General features: G+C 70.4%; 13 protein-coding genes. 2 read left to right on the top strand and 11 right to left on the bottom strand.

Annotated elements, in window-relative coordinates:
* The first annotated feature begins 43 nt into the window (after positions 1-43).
* Positions 44-1,279 (top strand): ABC transporter substrate-binding protein, encoded by a 1,236-nt coding sequence (locus tag E5N76_RS25130; protein ID WP_149540343.1) that lies wholly within the window; start codon positions 44-46, stop codon positions 1,277-1,279.
* 155 nt (positions 1,280-1,434) lie between these two features.
* Here the strand turns inward: E5N76_RS25130 and E5N76_RS25125 are convergent, their stop codons facing one another.
* The 11 genes from E5N76_RS25125 to E5N76_RS25075 form a co-directional block, all read right to left on the bottom strand.
* The gene (locus E5N76_RS25125) at positions 1,435-3,069 is read right to left on the bottom strand and encodes a peroxidase family protein (RefSeq protein ID WP_149540341.1); all 1,635 of its coding nucleotides are present in this window, start codon (positions 3,067-3,069) and stop codon (positions 1,435-1,437) included.
* A gap of 143 nt (positions 3,070-3,212) precedes the next feature.
* Complete coding sequence (locus tag E5N76_RS25120; protein WP_149540339.1) at positions 3,213-4,190, bottom strand: Bug family tripartite tricarboxylate transporter substrate binding protein; 978 nt, start codon at positions 4,188-4,190, stop codon at positions 3,213-3,215.
* A gap of 49 nt (positions 4,191-4,239) precedes the next feature.
* The gene (locus tag E5N76_RS25115; protein ID WP_149540337.1) at positions 4,240-5,307 is read right to left on the bottom strand and encodes an ABC transporter ATP-binding protein; all 1,068 of its coding nucleotides are present in this window, start codon (positions 5,305-5,307) and stop codon (positions 4,240-4,242) included.
* A complete protein-coding gene (ugpE, locus tag E5N76_RS25110) occupies positions 5,307-6,158 on the bottom strand; it encodes a sn-glycerol-3-phosphate ABC transporter permease UgpE (protein WP_149540335.1) in 852 nt (283 codons plus the stop codon). The genes E5N76_RS25115 and ugpE overlap by 1 nt, the downstream gene beginning before the upstream one ends.
* 1 nt (position 6,159) lies before the next feature.
* Entirely contained in the window at positions 6,160-7,083 is a 924-nt protein-coding gene (ugpA, locus tag E5N76_RS25105) for a sn-glycerol-3-phosphate ABC transporter permease UgpA (RefSeq protein WP_187830389.1), read from the bottom strand.
* A gap of 224 nt (positions 7,084-7,307) precedes the next feature.
* Complete coding sequence (locus E5N76_RS25100; RefSeq protein WP_149540331.1) at positions 7,308-8,051, bottom strand: response regulator transcription factor; 744 nt, start codon at positions 8,049-8,051, stop codon at positions 7,308-7,310.
* 261 nt (positions 8,052-8,312) lie between these two features.
* Positions 8,313-9,284, bottom strand: coding sequence for a branched-chain amino acid ABC transporter permease (locus E5N76_RS25095; RefSeq protein WP_235907874.1), 972 nt, complete (start codon positions 9,282-9,284; stop codon positions 8,313-8,315).
* Positions 9,285-9,295: 11 nt separating this feature from the next.
* Positions 9,296-10,159, bottom strand: coding sequence for a branched-chain amino acid ABC transporter permease (locus E5N76_RS25090; protein ID WP_235907873.1), 864 nt, complete (start codon positions 10,157-10,159; stop codon positions 9,296-9,298).
* Between the two features lies 1 nt (position 10,160).
* Positions 10,161-10,901, bottom strand: a complete 741-nt coding sequence (locus E5N76_RS25085) for an ABC transporter ATP-binding protein (protein ID WP_149540325.1) — start codon at positions 10,899-10,901, stop codon at positions 10,161-10,163.
* A 25-nt stretch (positions 10,902-10,926) separates the two neighbouring features.
* On the bottom strand, positions 10,927-11,667 hold the full coding sequence (locus E5N76_RS25080) for an ABC transporter ATP-binding protein (RefSeq protein WP_235907872.1): 741 nt from the start codon (positions 11,665-11,667) through the stop codon (positions 10,927-10,929).
* A 2-nt stretch (positions 11,668-11,669) separates the two neighbouring features.
* Positions 11,670-12,986, bottom strand: a complete 1,317-nt coding sequence (locus tag E5N76_RS25075) for an ABC transporter substrate-binding protein (RefSeq protein ID WP_149540323.1) — start codon at positions 12,984-12,986, stop codon at positions 11,670-11,672.
* A 292-nt stretch (positions 12,987-13,278) separates the two neighbouring features.
* Between E5N76_RS25075 and E5N76_RS25070 the strand changes: the two genes are divergently transcribed.
* The gene (locus E5N76_RS25070; RefSeq protein WP_149540321.1) at positions 13,279-14,424 is read left to right on the top strand and encodes a CaiB/BaiF CoA transferase family protein; all 1,146 of its coding nucleotides are present in this window, start codon (positions 13,279-13,281) and stop codon (positions 14,422-14,424) included.
* The last annotated feature ends 20 nt before the right edge of the window (positions 14,425-14,444 follow it).

Here is a 14,444-nt window from a genome sequence, read left to right as displayed (position 1 = left end):
CGGGCCGGAGAGTATCCGCGCGCCCGCCCTTCGGAACCGCGCCATGACCGGCATCGCCCGCCGCCCGCTGCTGGGCAGCCTCGCCGCCCTTGCGGCCGGGGGCGCTGCCGCGCAGCAGGCGCCGCCGCCCGCCAATGAGCTGCGCCTCGGCGCGCTCTACCCCGTCACCGGCCCGCTCGCCTTGCTGGGCGATGAAAGCTTCCGCGGGCTGGAGTTGGCGGCGGAGGAGCGCAACGCGGCGGGCGGGCTGCTCGGGCGGCCGATCCGCCTGGCGAAGGGCGATGCGCAGGAGCAGCCCCAGGCCATGGCGGAGGTGCGGCGCCTGGCGACGGAAGCCCGCGTCAGCGCCATTCTCGGCACTTTCGCCTCCGCCCTCAGCTTCGCCGCCACCCAGGCGAGCGAGCTGGCCGGCATGCCCTATTTCGAATTGGGCGCCATCGCCGATGCCATCACCGAGCGCGGCTTCCGCTTCGTCTTCCGCACCTGCCCGCGCGCCGCGGATTTCGCGCGGGAGGGGGTGAACGCCATCCCCGATGCGCTCTGCCCGCTGCTGGGCGCGCCGCCGGAGGGGCTGAAGCTCGCCATCCTGCATGAGGACGGACTCTACGGGCAGAGCCTCGGCACGGCGCAGGAGGCGCAGGCGAAGGCGCGCGGCCTGAAGCTGCTGGAGCGCATGGCCTACCCGCTGCGCGGCGCCGATATGGGCGGGCTGGTGCAGCGGCTGCGCGGCCTCGGCGCCGAGGTGGTGCTGCATAGCGGCTATCAGAACGACATATTGCTGTTCTACCGGGCGTTGCGGGAGGCGGCGTGGCGGCCGCGCATGGTCATCGGCGGCGGCGCCGGCTACAGCCTGACGGAGACGGCCCGCGCCATCGGCCCGGAATTCGAGGGCACGATGAATGTGGACTTCACCCAATTCGCGGTGAATGAGCGCGCCGCGCCCGGCGCTGCCGCCTTCGCCGAGCTGTATCAGCGGCGCTATGGCAGCGAGCCGCGCTCCGGCCATTCCCTGGCGAATTTCGCCGGGGCGCGGATCGCCTTCGAGGCGATGCAGCGCGCCGGCAGCCTGGACAAGGACCGGCTGCGGACGGCGCTGCTCTCCAGCGACATCGCCGAGGGCAGCACCCCCAGCGGCTGGGGCGCGCGATTCGACGAGAAGGGGCAGAACCAAAGGGCGCGGCCGAGCCTGCTGCAATGGCAGGGCGGCCGCCTGGTGACGGTGGCGCCGGCGGAAGCGGCGGTGGCAGCACTGCAGGGGCGGCTGGGGGCGCGCGGGTAGGCCAGGAAAGAATGGGGGCTTGGCCCCCGCCCCCACCAGGGGCTCTGCCCCTGGACCCCGCCGGGGGGTGGACCACCCCCCCGGACCCCGGTCTGAGTTCCAGACCCGACGGCGGAACCCGCCGACTGATACAGGGGGCGAAGCCCCCATCTCCATCAGAAGCTCCCCGCCTCGTTGATCGGGTCGAGATCCCCGACGAAGCGCAGCAGATCCGGCATGGTGAAGCTGCCCTTATTGGCCGCGGGCAGGGTCGGCTTCCAGTTGCGATCCTGTTTCAGGAAGCTTTCCGCATCCCCCTCCAGCAGCCCGACGAAGACCTCCGCCAGGATGCGGCTGCCCACCGGGCCCAGCCGGTTGCCGCCATTCCCGCGGAGCTGCGCCTCCTTCAGGATGTAGTACCAGAGCGGCGTCGTCTCATGCAGGCCGAGCTTCGCCGCCATGGCGCCATCCCTGCCGCTCTCGGCGATCTCCGCCGGCCGCAGCGCGGCGATGTCCATGGCCTCCGCCACCGCCTGGCCGCTCGGCAATTGCATCTTCACGCCGCGCTTCAGGTTGAGGAAGGCGAGGCTGTCGAACAGCTTCGCCTCGTGCGGCAGCTTGTGCAGCGCCGGCACCAGATAGGGGTCCAGCAGCCGTGCATGGTTCAGGTGAAAGTGGTTCTCGGTGGAAGGCGTGCCATCCGCCTTCTTCGCCCCGGCAGGCGCCTTCTTCGGCTGGCCGAGTTCGTAGAAGCGGTGCCAGTCGATCGCCCAGTCGCCCGGCAGGGTGGCGGAGAAGAGGGGCGGGATCTGCGGCCCGCCGGGAATTTGCAGCCCCGGCAGCCGCAGGGCCTGCTGCAGCGCCAGGATGGCGGCCTGGTCGGCGGGGTCCGGCGCCAGATCGCCGACGATGCCGCCCGACTTGCCGGTGAAGTTGAACAGGAAGCCGAAGGTGGCCGGCCCGGCATCCTGGTTGAAGGCCCGGTTGTGGCTGTACGCCTCCCGCACCATCGAGTGGCCGAGGCGATAGGCGGCGACGGAGAATTCCACCGGCATATAGGGCTCGGCATACTCGCTCTGCTTCTCGAAGCAGTAGAATTTGCGACCGCCGGTCAGCACGTCCTGCAGCTCGTTCATGTCGATCAGCCGGTCGAGGAAGTCGAACAGCACGATGTGCTGGTAGTGCCAGCGCACCAGGCGGCGCGCGGCCTCGAAGCGCTGGCCGGCCGGGACCTGGCCCTCGGCATCCAGGTGATCGACCACCTTGTTGTGGAATTTCAGCATGGCGAGATGGGTCTGCGCGACCAGCAGGTTCTCGTCATTGCGCGGGTCGCCGATCACCGCGAGGCCTTCGCGCGTCCGCGGCAGATCATTGGGCAGCCCGGCCTTCACGCCCGGATCGCCGCCGCCGCCGGCCACGCAGCGGCCGATCAGCAGCTTGCGCCCGTCCCGCCTGTCATAGAGCTGCGGCATGGCGCCCGGGCCGCCGCCATAGACGCAGTCCAGGTCGAGCCGCGGCGTGCGGAAATTGATCAGGCCGCGCGGATCGTTCAGCGCCTCGCCCAGCGCCGAGGTGTCGAGGGTGATGTCGTGGTCGATGAACTGGCCGAGATAGGTGTAGCCGGCCGGGACGTTCAGGTTGTCGCCGGAGGTCCCGTCATCCAGCATGGTGGCGGCGAGCTGCCGCAACGCGTCGTCAGGCACCTCGAGCGGCGGAAGCTGCGGGAACATCTGCCCGAAGCGGCCGAATTCCTCCTGCCGGCGGATGGCTTCCTCGAGCCCCCGCGGCAGCATGCCGTGGCGTCCTTCCATGTCGCTCTCCCTCCCTGGCGCCTGGCCGGGTGCAGGACCCGGCACAGGGCGGGCGGAGGGTGCCGAGGAGCAACGGTCCGCGACTGTGCTCTATGTCACGCCAGATCCTGGACCGAACTCACGGATGCGTCAGCCGTGAACGCTCAATCCACCTTGATGCCGGCATCGCGGATGATGCCTTCCCACTTCGCCGCCTCGCTGCGCAGGAATGCCGCCGCGCTCTCCGGCGTGGTGTCGCTGCGCAGCTCCATGGCGAGGTCGGCCAGCTTCTGCTGCACCGAAGGCATGGCGGCGACGCGGTTGAAGCCGGCATTGATCTCCTGCACCACCGGCATCGGCGTGCCTGCCGGCGCCAGCACCATGTGCCAGGTGTAAGCCTCGAGGCCGGGGAAGCCAGCCTCCGCCGTCGTCGGCACGTCCGGGATGCTGGCGATGCGCTTGCTGGACATCACCGCCAGGGCGCGGGTCTCGCCGCGCTGCACGTAAGGCAGTGCCGTCGTCGCCACGTCGATGATGATGGGGATGGCGCCATTCAGCACATCCGGCATGGCCGCCGCCGTGCCGCGATAGGGCACGTGGTTGGCCCGCGCCCCGGCGGCGCGCAGGAACAGCTCGGAGGCCAGGTGCAGCGCCCCGCCATTGCCGGAGGAGGCGTAGTCGTACTTGCCCGGCTCCTTCTTCAGCAGCGCCGCGAGGTCCTGCAGCGTGCGGACCGGGAAATCCTTGTTCACCGTGATGACCATCGGGATCACGCCGACCAGCACCACGGGCTGGAAATCCGCGATCGGGTCGAAGCTCAGCCGGGGGAAGAGCGGCCGCAGCACGGAATGCGCGATGGTGTTGTAGAGCAGCGTGTTGCCGTCCTTCGGCCCCTTCGCCACCATCTCGCTGCCGACCACCACGCCGGCGCCGGTGCGGTTCTCCACCACGATGCGCTGAGGGAGGAATTTGGAAAGCTCGTCGGCGAAGAGCCGGGCCGGGATGTCGGTGGGGCCGCCGGCGGAGAAAGGCACCACCAGCCGTACGGGCTGGGTCGGCCAGGCGGGGTCGGCAAAGGCGGGATGCACCAAGGCAGCGGCCCCGGCACCCAGGCCGGCAGCCAGCACATTACGACGAAACATCAATCTCTCCCGGGACTTGGCCGCACCTTGGTCCGGCAGGGCAGCGGGGTCAACCGGGGTCCAGCCGCGCCCCATCCGTCTGGCGGAAGACGTGCAGCGCGGCCGGCGGCAGGGCCACGGGCAGGGTGGCGCCGCCCGGCGCCGGGCCGGCGAGCTTCACCACCAGCGCCTCGCCATCCGCCAGGCTGCCATGCAGCACGGTTTCTGAGCCGAGGGGTTCCACCAGCTCGATGGCCAGCGGCATTCCCTCGGCGGCCGGCTGCACATGTTCCGGCCGGATGCCGAGGATGAGGGGCATGCCCGCCTCCCCCGGGCGCGGGCCGTCGGCGAAGCGCAGCACCGGGCCGGCGCGCAGCGCGGCGGCGGCGCCGTTCTCCGCCAGCGTCGCCTCCAGGAAATTCATCGCGGGGCTGCCGATGAAGCCCGCCACATAGGTATCGGCCGGCTTCGCCCAGACCTCCATCGGCGTCGCCACCTGCGCCGCATGGCCCTGATGCATCACCACCAGCCGGTCGCCGAGGGTCATCGCCTCCACCTGGTCATGGGTGACGAATAGGCTGGTGACGCCGAGGCGCTGCTGCAGCCGGCGGATCTCGGCGCGCATCTGCACGCGCAGCTTGGCGTCGAGGTTGGAGAGCGGTTCGTCGAACAGGAACAGCTTCGGCTCGCGGACGATGGCGCGGCCCATCGCCACGCGCTGGCGCTGGCCGCCGGAAAGCTGGCGCGGCCGGCGGTCCAGCAGCGCCTCGATGCCGAGCAGCTTCGCCGCCTCATCCACGCGCCGGGCGATCTCGACGCGCGGCAGGCCGCGGATGCGCAGGCCATAGCCCATGTTCTGCGCCACGGACATATGCGGGTAGAGGGCGTAATTCTGGAACACCATGGCGATGTCGCGCTCGGAGGGTTCGAGCCCGGTGACATCGCGGCCGTCGATCAGGATGCGCCCCTCGGTCGGGGTTTCGAGGCCGGCGACCAGCCGCAGCAGGGTGGATTTGCCGCAGCCCGAGGCGCCGACGATGACGATCATCTCGCCATCTGCCACGGTGAGATCGACGCCATGCAGCACCCGCGTGGCGCCGAAGGCTTTCCGCAGGCCGGAGACTTCCAAGGTGGCCATTATTTCTCCGTCTCCGTCAGCCCCTTGACGAACCAGCGCTGCATCAGCACCACGACCGCGACCGGCGGCAGCAGCGAGAGCACGCAGGTCGCCATGACGATGTTCCACTCGGTATTCGCCTCGCCGCCGATCATCTTGACCATGCCGATGACGACGGTCTCGACCTCGGCCGAGGTGGTGACTAGCAGCGGCCAGAGATACTGGTTCCAGCCATAGACGAAGAGGATGACGAAGAGCGCCGCCATGTTGGTGCGCGATAGCGGCAGCACCACGTCCCACAGGAAGCGCAGCGGCCCGGCGCCGTCCATCTTGGCCGCCTCCACGAACTCGTCCGGGATGGTGAGGAAGAATTGCCGGAACAGCAGCGTGGCGGTGGCGGAGGCGATGAGCGGGACGATGAGGCCGGCATAGGTGTTCACCAGGCCGAGGTCGGAGACCACCTTGAAGGTGGGGAAGATGCGGACCTCCACCGGCAGCATCAGGGTGATGAAGATGGCCCAGAAGGCCAGCATCCGCCCGGGAAAGCGGAAGAACACCACGGCATAGGCGGAGGCGAAGGAGATGACGATCTTGCCGATGGCGACCGCCAGCGCCATGACCAGGCTGTTGACCAGCATGGGCCCGACGCCGAGCCCGGCCAGCACGCTGGAGCCGCGGCCGAGGGCGGTGAGATAGTTCTCCCAGCCATGCCCGCCCGGCAGCAGCGGCACCTCGCCGCGGCCGATCGTCGCCGCATCATGGGTGGAGCCGACCAGCACGATCCAGATCGGGAAGGCGAACAGGATGACGCCGGCGATCAGGATCGCATGCGTCAGCCAGGGGGCGCGGGGCGCCCCAAGGGGCGACTGCATGTCAGTAGTGGACACGGCGTTCGATGAAGCGGAATTGGATCACGGTCAGGCCGATGACCACCAGCATCAGGATCACCGATTGCGCCGAGGAGGCGCCGAGGTCGAGATTGACCCTGCCGTCGATATAGGCGCGGTAGATCAGCGTCTCGGTGGATTTCGCGGGGCCGCCCTTGGTCAGCGCGTCGATGACGCCGAAGGTCTCGAAGAAGGCGTAGACCAGGTTCACCACCAGCAGGAAGAAGGTGGTGGGCGAGAGCAGCGGGAAGACGATGGTCCAGAAGCGCCGCATCGGCCGGGCGCCGTCGATCGCCGCCGCCTCCAGCACGGATTTCGGGATGCTCTGCAGCCCGGCCAGGAAGAAGATGAAATTGTAGGAGACCTGCTTCCAGGCGGCGGCGAGGATGACCATCAGCATCGCCTGGCCGCCGTTCAGGCGGTAGTCCCAGGGCAGGCCCGCCTCGTTCAGCGCCCGGCCGAGCAGCCCGACCTGCGGGTGGAAGAGGAAGATCCACAGCACGGCGGCGACCGCGGGGGCGATGGCGTAGGGCCAGATCAGCAAGGTGCGGTACACGGCGGCGCCGCGGATCTGCCGGTCCGCCAGCACCGCCAGCAGCATGGCGAGCGCGAGCGAGAGCAGCGCGACGGAGGCGGAGAAGACCAGCGTGTTCTGCGCCGTCTCCAGATAGAGCGGGTCGGCCAGCAGGTCCGAGAAATTCTCGAAGCCGACGAACATGGTGCGGATGCCGAAGGCGTCCTGGCGGAGGAAGGCGGACCACACCGCCTGGCCGGCGGGCCAGAAGAAGAAGACCAGGGTGATCGCCAATTGCGGCGCCAGCAGCAGCAATGGCAGTGCCACGCCTCTGAAGACGGTCTTGCGCTCCAATGCCGCCGCGCCCCCCGGTCCTTGCCCTGGCGGCTCTAGCATGGTCCGGCGCAGGGCATAAGGTGCGTGCCGGTGAAACCATTCCGCGGCAGGCGTTGCGCTGCGCGCCGTGTTCCGGGGCGCGCGCCCCGGCCTCCCGCTTCGGGACCTGGGCTTTCGGGTGCCGCCGGGGCCGCGGCTCCAGGGCTGGCGCGGGCCGGTCCGCCTGCGCGCCGGCCCCCCGAGGCCCTTTCCCGGGCGGCGCGAGCCAGCCCCGCGATCCCGCCTCAGTCGGCGGCGTAAAGGTAGCCGGTGTTGCGCAGGGTGCGGATGGCGTCGCCCGGCCCCAGCTTGCGCCGCAGCTTGCTCACCAGATTGTCCAGGTTGCGCAGCCCCGCCCCGCCCGGCGGCACGCCCAGCGCGGCCTGGGCCAGCATGGCCCGCGGCAGGGGCGTGCCGGGGGAGCGGAGGAAACAGGCCAGCAGGTCGAATTCCGCGGTGGTAAGGCCGAGCGGCCGGCCACTCCGCCAAGCCTCCCGCAGGCGCAGGCTGAGCCGGACATCGCCCACCACCAGCGCCTCGGCCGGGGGGATGGCGCCGGGGCGGGCGGCGCGACGCAGCAAGGCGCGGATGCGGGCCACCAGCTCCCGTGGCCTGGTTTCGGCCAGGACGCAGTCATCGGCGCCGGCTTCCAGGGCAAGCACGAATTCCGCCTCCGCCGGCTGCGCCGCCAGCAGGATGACCGGGACTTCGGAGGCGCGGCGGAGCATCGCCAGCAGCGCCATGCCGCCCCCCGACAGCCCCTGGGCGCCGAGCAGCACCAGGGCGCTGGCGGCGGCCTCGGCCGGCAGGGCCGGGTCCTGCGGCGACAATTGCCGCGCCGGCAGGCCGGCCTGGTGCAGCAGCCGCACCAGCCGGCCCCCCAGCCCTGCCTCGGCCACTGCCACCAGAATCCGCTGCCGCGGCCCGGCGAGGGCCTCAGGCGCCAGGCCGCGCGGTGGGAAGGGGTGGAGGATGGCGGAATGGGACATGTCGGCGGCGGAATCCACGGTGGCGGGGCGTGGACAGGATGTGTGGGAGTTTTTCCCACGTCAATTGGAAAGAACGACACCTCCCCCGCCCCAGCAGGGGCCCGCCGGGGTTGCCGGCAACCCCCTCCCCGGATCCCGGTGTGAGTCGGCAGGTTGAACCGTCGGGTCCGAAATTCGGACCGGGGTCCGGGGCCAGGTCCTGGCCCCGGCGGGGGTGCAGGGGGCAGAGCCCCCTGCCGGGGTCCGCGGCGGAGCCCCGACCTACTCCGCCAATTGCACCGCCGGCGCCGCCGGCTTCCTCGTCGGCGCCCGCTTCTCCAGCAGCCCGGCGATCCCCCGTGGCAGGAACAGCATGAACAGCACCAGCAGCACGCCATAGACCAGCGGCGCCGCCCCGGTGAGTTCCGTGCCGAAGCCGAAGCGCAGCGCCTCCTCCAGCCCGATGGTGATCAGCGCGCCGATGCTCGGCCCGAAGGGCGCGTACATCCCGCCGGCGATGGCGCCGAAGACGATCTGCAGCGAGACGCCGAGGCCGGAGAGCGATTCCGGATTCAGATACATCCGGTACTGCGCTAGCAGCGCCCCCGCCAGCGCGGCGAAGGCGACGGAGATGACGGTGATCTTCAGCTTCTCTCGCGCCACCTGGATGCCGATGGAGGCCGCCGCATCCTCATCCTCCGCGATCGCCGCCAGGGCCTTGGAGGTCATGGAGCGGTCCAGCAGCCACCAGACCAGCAGCGCCAGCGCCCAGGCCCCCAGCGCCACCCACCAGAACCCCGCCTTGCCGAATTGCATGGCGAGGAAGCCGCCGCCCGGCGGCGCCTGGTTCGGCGTCATGCCGAGCGAGCCGCCGGTATGCTCGCGCAGCGCGGTGACGAGGATGCGGACGATCTCGCCCGCCGCCAGCGTCACCAGCGCGAAGTAGTGCCCCACCACGCGCAGCCGGAAGCAGGGGTAGCCCAGCAGCGCGCCCAGCAGCACGGCGACCAGCACGCCCACCGGGATGCCGAGCCAGGGGGTGATCCCCAGCTCGTTCCACAGCAGCGCCATGGTGTAGGCGCTGGCGCCAAGGAAGGCGCCATGGCCGAAGGAGACGAGGCCGAAGCGCCCCATCATCGCCCAGCCCGTGCCCATCACCGCCGTCAGCACGGCGGTGATCAGCAGGTGCATGAAGTAGTCGGGCGGCGAGAGCAGCGGCACGCCGGCCAGCGCCACCAGGAGGAGGATCGGCAACAGGGGGAGATTCATCTGGCGAACAGCCCCCTCGGCCGGGCGAAGATGGTGAGGATGAAGAAGAGGAAGGCGATGACGTAGGAATACTCGGTATTCCCCCAGAAGCCGCCGATCGAGATGATGAGCCCCATGAGGAAGGCGGCGAGGAAGCCGCCCAGCATGTTGCCGAGCCCGCCCATGACGCAGATCATGAAGGTGATCGGTCCGAAGGAGAGGCCGACGAAGGGGTGCACGTCGAGCTGCACCACCAGCAGGCAGGCCGCCAGCCCCGCCAGCGCCCCGCCCACCGCCGAGGCGATGAGGTAGATGCGCTGCGGGTCCACCCCCATCAGCGGCATCACCTCCCTATCCCGCGCGATGGCGCGGATGGCGACGCCGACATAGGTGAATTTCAGGAAGGCCCAGAGCACGCCGGCGCCGAGCAGCGCGGCGCAGAACGCCGCCAGCTTGGTGCCGCTGACGAAGACCTCGCCCACCTCCATCGGCGGCATGTCCACGCCGAGGCTGCGGAAATCCGTCCGGAAGGCCAGCGTCGCGGCGCCCTGCAGCACGAAGAGCACCCCGCCGGTCGCCAGCACCTGGTTGATCGGCGGCTGGTTCAGCAGCGGCTTTACCACCAGCAGGTGCAGCAGCAGCCCCAGCAGCGAGACCAGCGGCAGGCAGGCCGCGAAGGCGAGCCACAAGGGCCAGCCCGCCTGGGTATAGAGGAACCAGACGGCATACATGCCGACCATCACCAGCTCCGCATAGCAGAGCCAGACCACGTCGACGACGCCGAAGACGAGGTTGAGGCCGAGCGCCGGCAAGGCGAAGACGCCGCCGAGCAGGATGCCGTTCACCAGCGCCTCGAGGAAGAAGGGATCGAGGAGATCCAATTCAATGTCCTCCCAGATAGGAACGGCGGATGGCGGAGTCCGCGGCCAGGTCGGCGGCGCGGCCCTCCGCCGCGACGCGGCCGGTTTCCAGCACATAGGCACGGTCCACCACCCGCAGCACCTGCGCCACGTTCTGCTCCACGATCAGGACGGTGAGGCCCTCCTCGCGGATGCGCTTCACCAGGGCGAAGACCTGCTGCACCACCAGCGGCGCCAGGCCGGCGGAGGGCTCGTCCAGCAGCAGGATCTTCGGGCCGGACATCAAAGCGCGGCCGATGGCGCACATCTGCTGCTCGCCGCCGCTCATCGTGCCGGCGAGCTGGTGGCGGCGCTGCTGCATACGGGGGAAGAGCGCGTAGACATGGTCCCGCCGCTGCTCGAAATGCGCCCGCGCCGCCTTGGAGAAGGCGCCGACCTTGAGGTTCTCCTCCACCGTCAGATGCGGGAAGAGGCGGCGATTCTCCGGCACATGGGCGATGCCGAGCGCCGGCAGCGCATGCGCCGGCAGCTGCGCCAGGTCCTGCCCGCCGAAGCGCAGCGTGCCGGCGCGCGGCCGCAGCAGGCCGGAGATGACGCGGAGCAGCGTCGTCTTCCCCGCGCCGTTGGGGCCGACCACGCCCACCGCCTCGCCCGGTTCCACGCGCAGCGAGACGCCGAACAGCGCCTGGAAATCGCCATAGCCGGCCTGGATGTTCGTCAGCTCCAGCGACGGCCCGGGGGCGTGTTGCAAGGCGGCGCTCATGCGGCGCGCGCCATGTTGTTCGCGCTCATGCGGCGCGCGCCTCGGGCGGGCCGAGATAGACTTCCGCCACCTTGGCATCCTCCTGCGCGTCCTGCGGCGTGCCCTGGAAGATCACCGCGCCATGATCCAGCACCACCACGCGGTCCACCACGGAAAGCAGCACGCCCATGATGTGCTCCACCCAGACGATGGTGATGCCGCGCTCGTCGCGGATGCGCTTCAGCATCTGCGCCGCCTGGCGCATCTCCCCGGCATCCAGCCCGCCGAGGGATTCATCCGCCAGCAGCAGCTTCGGCTGCGTCGCCAGCGCCCGCGCCAGCTCCAGCTTCTTCAGCCCGGCGGCGCCCAGCCCCTGCGTGGTGGCGTCCGGGTCCTCCGGCAATTGCGCCAGCCGCAGCGCATCCCGCGCCCGGCGCCACGCCTCCTCCCGCCCGATATGCCCGCCGGCGCCGTAATGCGCCGCCAGCGCCGCGTTCTCCAGCAGCGACAGCCCGCGGAACGGCCGCGGAATCTGGAAGGTGCGGCCGATGCCGCGCCGGCAGGTGGCATCCGCCGTCAGTCCCGCAATCTCCTCCCCCGCCAGCTTCACCGAGCCCGATGTCGGGCGCAGCATGCCGGCGATGCAATTGAAGGTGGTGGACTTGCCCGAGCCATTCGGCCCGAGCAGCCCCAATATCTCCCCCTCCGCCACGGAGAAGGAGACGCCGTCCACCGCGGTGAAGCCGCCGAATCGCTTCGTCAGCCCCGCGACCTCAAGCAGCGCCACGCTCAGCGTGCCGCATAGGCATGGCCGGCCGGCAGCGGCAGCACCGGCGGCTGGCCGATGCTGCTCGGCCAGATCACCCGGGACCGGCCATTGTCGAACTGCATCACCACCGCGATGCTGCGGGCATTCTGCCCGGCCATGGCGGATTCCGGCGGCTCGAATTTCACCCCATAGCCCTGGATGGTGCCGCCCACCGGGATGTCCACCGCCAGCGCCGCCTCCCGCAGCGCCTCCGCCGTCAGCCCGCCGGTCTTCTTCACCGCCGGCGACAGCACGTTCTGCAGGAAGATCCACATGTTGTTGAAGCCCATGGAGGCATGGGTCGGCAGGTCGCGCACCTGGCGCTTCTCGGAATACTTGGCGACGAAGGCCTGGGCCAGGTCGCCGACGCCCGGCTGCAGCTTGGACCAGTCCAGCATCTGCGCCGCCGCCGGGTCCACGTTGCACAGGTGGTTCACGTCCTGGCCGAAGGTCTCGGTCAGCTTGTCGATCTGCGACCAGCCGGCGCCATGGCCGATCAGCATCTTGAAGCGCAGCCCGCCGGATTTCGCCTGGCGCAGGAACAGGGTGATGTCGGGGTTGTAGCCGGCCTGCAGGACGACATCGGCGCGTTCCCGCCGCAGCTTCGTCACCAGGGTCGAAAGGTCGGGCGCCGAGGCGGAATAGGCCTCCTTCAGCACCACCGGCATGTTGCGCTGCTTCGCATTCGCCTCGATCGCCGCGGCGACGCCGGTGCCGTAGGGCCCGTCCTCGTAGATGACGGCCAGTTTCACCTTGTCCGGCGCCATGCCGAGCTTCGCCTGGGCGTGCTCATGGATCATGGCGACGGAGCCCTCGCCATACTGGTCCGAATGCACGGTGGGGCGGAAGACGTAGCGGAAATTCTTGTCCTTCAGCACCGCCGTGGCGATGGCGGAGGTGATCCACATCAGCTTCTTCGCCTGCTCGAACCGGCCGGAGAGCGGCACGGCATGGGCGGAGGAGTAGATGCCGGCGACGATCTCCACCCGCTCCTGCCCCAGCAGCCGCTCCATCTCGTTGATGGCGGTCTCGGTGCGGCTCTGGCTGTCGGCGGTGATGGGCTGGACCAGGCGGCCATCGACGCCGCCCCGCTCGTTGAACAGCTCGATGGCGGTTTCCATGCCCCAGAACAGCGGCTGGCTGCCGGCGCCGGCGAAGGGGCCGGAGAGGTCGGTCATCACGCCGATGCGCAGCGGGTCCCGCCCCTGCGCGCGGGGCTGCGCCGGCAGGCTGGCGGCGAGGCCAAGGCCGGCGCCGGCGGCGATGAGGCCGCGGCGTGATGTCCCAGTGGTCAGCATTCCTGTCGTCCTCCGTTGGATTTCTTGGCCCGGCCCAGCCGGCGCGCGCAGGGGCACGCCGGGCGGGGCCGGGGACAGCTCGGCTGGAATGGGACAGGGTTTGGGGGCGCGGCGGCGCCACCATCGGACTGCTTCCCCATGCCAGTGCCGTCTCGCGCGGCGCTGTTGCCTGAGAGGAAAGTCTGGCGGCGGGGTCCCCGTCAAGCACTTGCGCAGCGCGCACGCCCTCTCGACCGCCATGGCGGGTGGCGCTTTACTGCCGGGGGCGTGATCGCAGGGGGGAGCCGAACCGATGGAGATGGCGCTGGATGGTCTGGTCGTGCTCGACCTGACGAGTTTCCTCTCCGGCCCCTATTGCGCCATGCTGCTGGGCGACATGGGCGCCGACGTCATCAAGGTGGAGCGCCCGGATGGCGGCGACGAGGCACGGCGGATGCCGCCCTTCGTGGATGGGCGCGGCGCCCCCTTCGCGGTGTGGAACCGCAACAAGCGCAGCATCGCGCTGGACCTCAAGAAGCCCGAGGATCTGGAGGTGGTGCGGAAGATCGCGCTGCGCGCCGATGTGCTGGTGGAGAATTTCCGCCCCGGCACGCTGGAACGGTTGGGGCTGGGGTGGGAGGCGCTGCAGGCGGCCAACCCGCGGCTGATCTACGCTTCCGTCTCCGGCTTCGGCCAGACCGGGCCCTGGGCCGCGCATGGCGGGCTGGACATGATGGCGCAGGGCATGTCGGGCCTGATGGCCGGCAACGGCCCGCCGGAGGGCGAGCCCTACCGCCTGCCCATCGCCATCACCGATGTCACGGCCGGCATGTACACCGCCATCGCCGTGCTCGGCGCGCTGCAGGCGCGGCACCGCACCGGGCGCGGCCAGCGCATCGACCAGTCGCTGCTGGAAGCCGGGCTCTCGCTCGGCGTCTACGAGGCGGCGCATGTCTTCGCCCTGGGCACCAGGCCGGAGCGGCTGGGGCAGCTCCATCGCGGCTCCTCGCCCTACCGGGTGTTCCGGACGCGCGATGGCTGGATCACCCTCGGCGCGTCCAAGGACAAATTCTGGCGGGCGCTCTGCGGCATCATCGGCGCGCCCGGGCTGCCCGAAGACCCGCGCTTCACCACCAATGCGCAGCGGGTGAAGCACAATGCGGAGCTGATCCCGCTGATCCAGGCGAAGCTGGCGGAGCAGGACAGCGCCCATTGGCTGGCGCAATTCGAGGAAGCCGGCATCCCCTCCGAGGAAGTGCTGAGCTATGACGAGGCGCTGGCGCATCCGCAGGTGCAGGCCCGCGGCGTGGTGGTGGAGATCGAGGATGCGAAGCGCGGCCGCCAGAGCGCCCTGGCGCCGCCGGTCCGCCTCAGCGACACGCCCGCCCGCATCCGCCGCCCGGCCCCCGACCTCGACGAGCATGGCGCGGAGATCCGCGCCTGGCTGGACCGCGGCTGACCCCTTCCGCTGACAGGATT

Source organism: Siccirubricoccus phaeus, assembly GCF_008360935.1.
Classification (GTDB): Bacteria; Pseudomonadota; Alphaproteobacteria; order Acetobacterales; family Acetobacteraceae; genus Siccirubricoccus; species Siccirubricoccus phaeus.
The sequence above is the reverse complement of the archived record's forward strand: the minus strand, read 5'-3'. Positions and strand labels throughout refer to the sequence as shown.

Bases quoted from the DNA above. Each gene is read 5' to 3' on its own strand.
- E5N76_RS25130 (WP_149540343.1), top strand. From the start codon at position 44: ATGACCGGCATCGCCCGCCGCCCGCTGCTGGGCAGCCTCGCCGCCCTT.
- E5N76_RS25125 (WP_149540341.1), bottom strand. From the start codon at position 3,069: ATGGAAGGACGCCACGGCATGCTGCCGCGGGGGCTCGAGGAAGCCATC.
- E5N76_RS25120 (WP_149540339.1), bottom strand. From the start codon at position 4,190: ATGTTTCGTCGTAATGTGCTGGCTGCCGGCCTGGGTGCCGGGGCCGCT.
- E5N76_RS25115 (WP_149540337.1), bottom strand. From the start codon at position 5,307: ATGGCCACCTTGGAAGTCTCCGGCCTGCGGAAAGCCTTCGGCGCCACG.
- ugpE (WP_149540335.1), bottom strand. From the start codon at position 6,158: ATGCAGTCGCCCCTTGGGGCGCCCCGCGCCCCCTGGCTGACGCATGCG.
- ugpA (WP_187830389.1), bottom strand. From the start codon at position 7,083: ATGCTAGAGCCGCCAGGGCAAGGACCGGGGGGCGCGGCGGCATTGGAG.
- E5N76_RS25100 (WP_149540331.1), bottom strand. From the start codon at position 8,051: ATGTCCCATTCCGCCATCCTCCACCCCTTCCCACCGCGCGGCCTGGCG.
- E5N76_RS25085 (WP_149540325.1), bottom strand. From the start codon at position 10,901: ATGAGCGCCGCCTTGCAACACGCCCCCGGGCCGTCGCTGGAGCTGACG.
- E5N76_RS25075 (WP_149540323.1), bottom strand. From the start codon at position 12,986: ATGCTGACCACTGGGACATCACGCCGCGGCCTCATCGCCGCCGGCGCC.
- E5N76_RS25070 (WP_149540321.1), top strand. From the start codon at position 13,279: ATGGAGATGGCGCTGGATGGTCTGGTCGTGCTCGACCTGACGAGTTTC.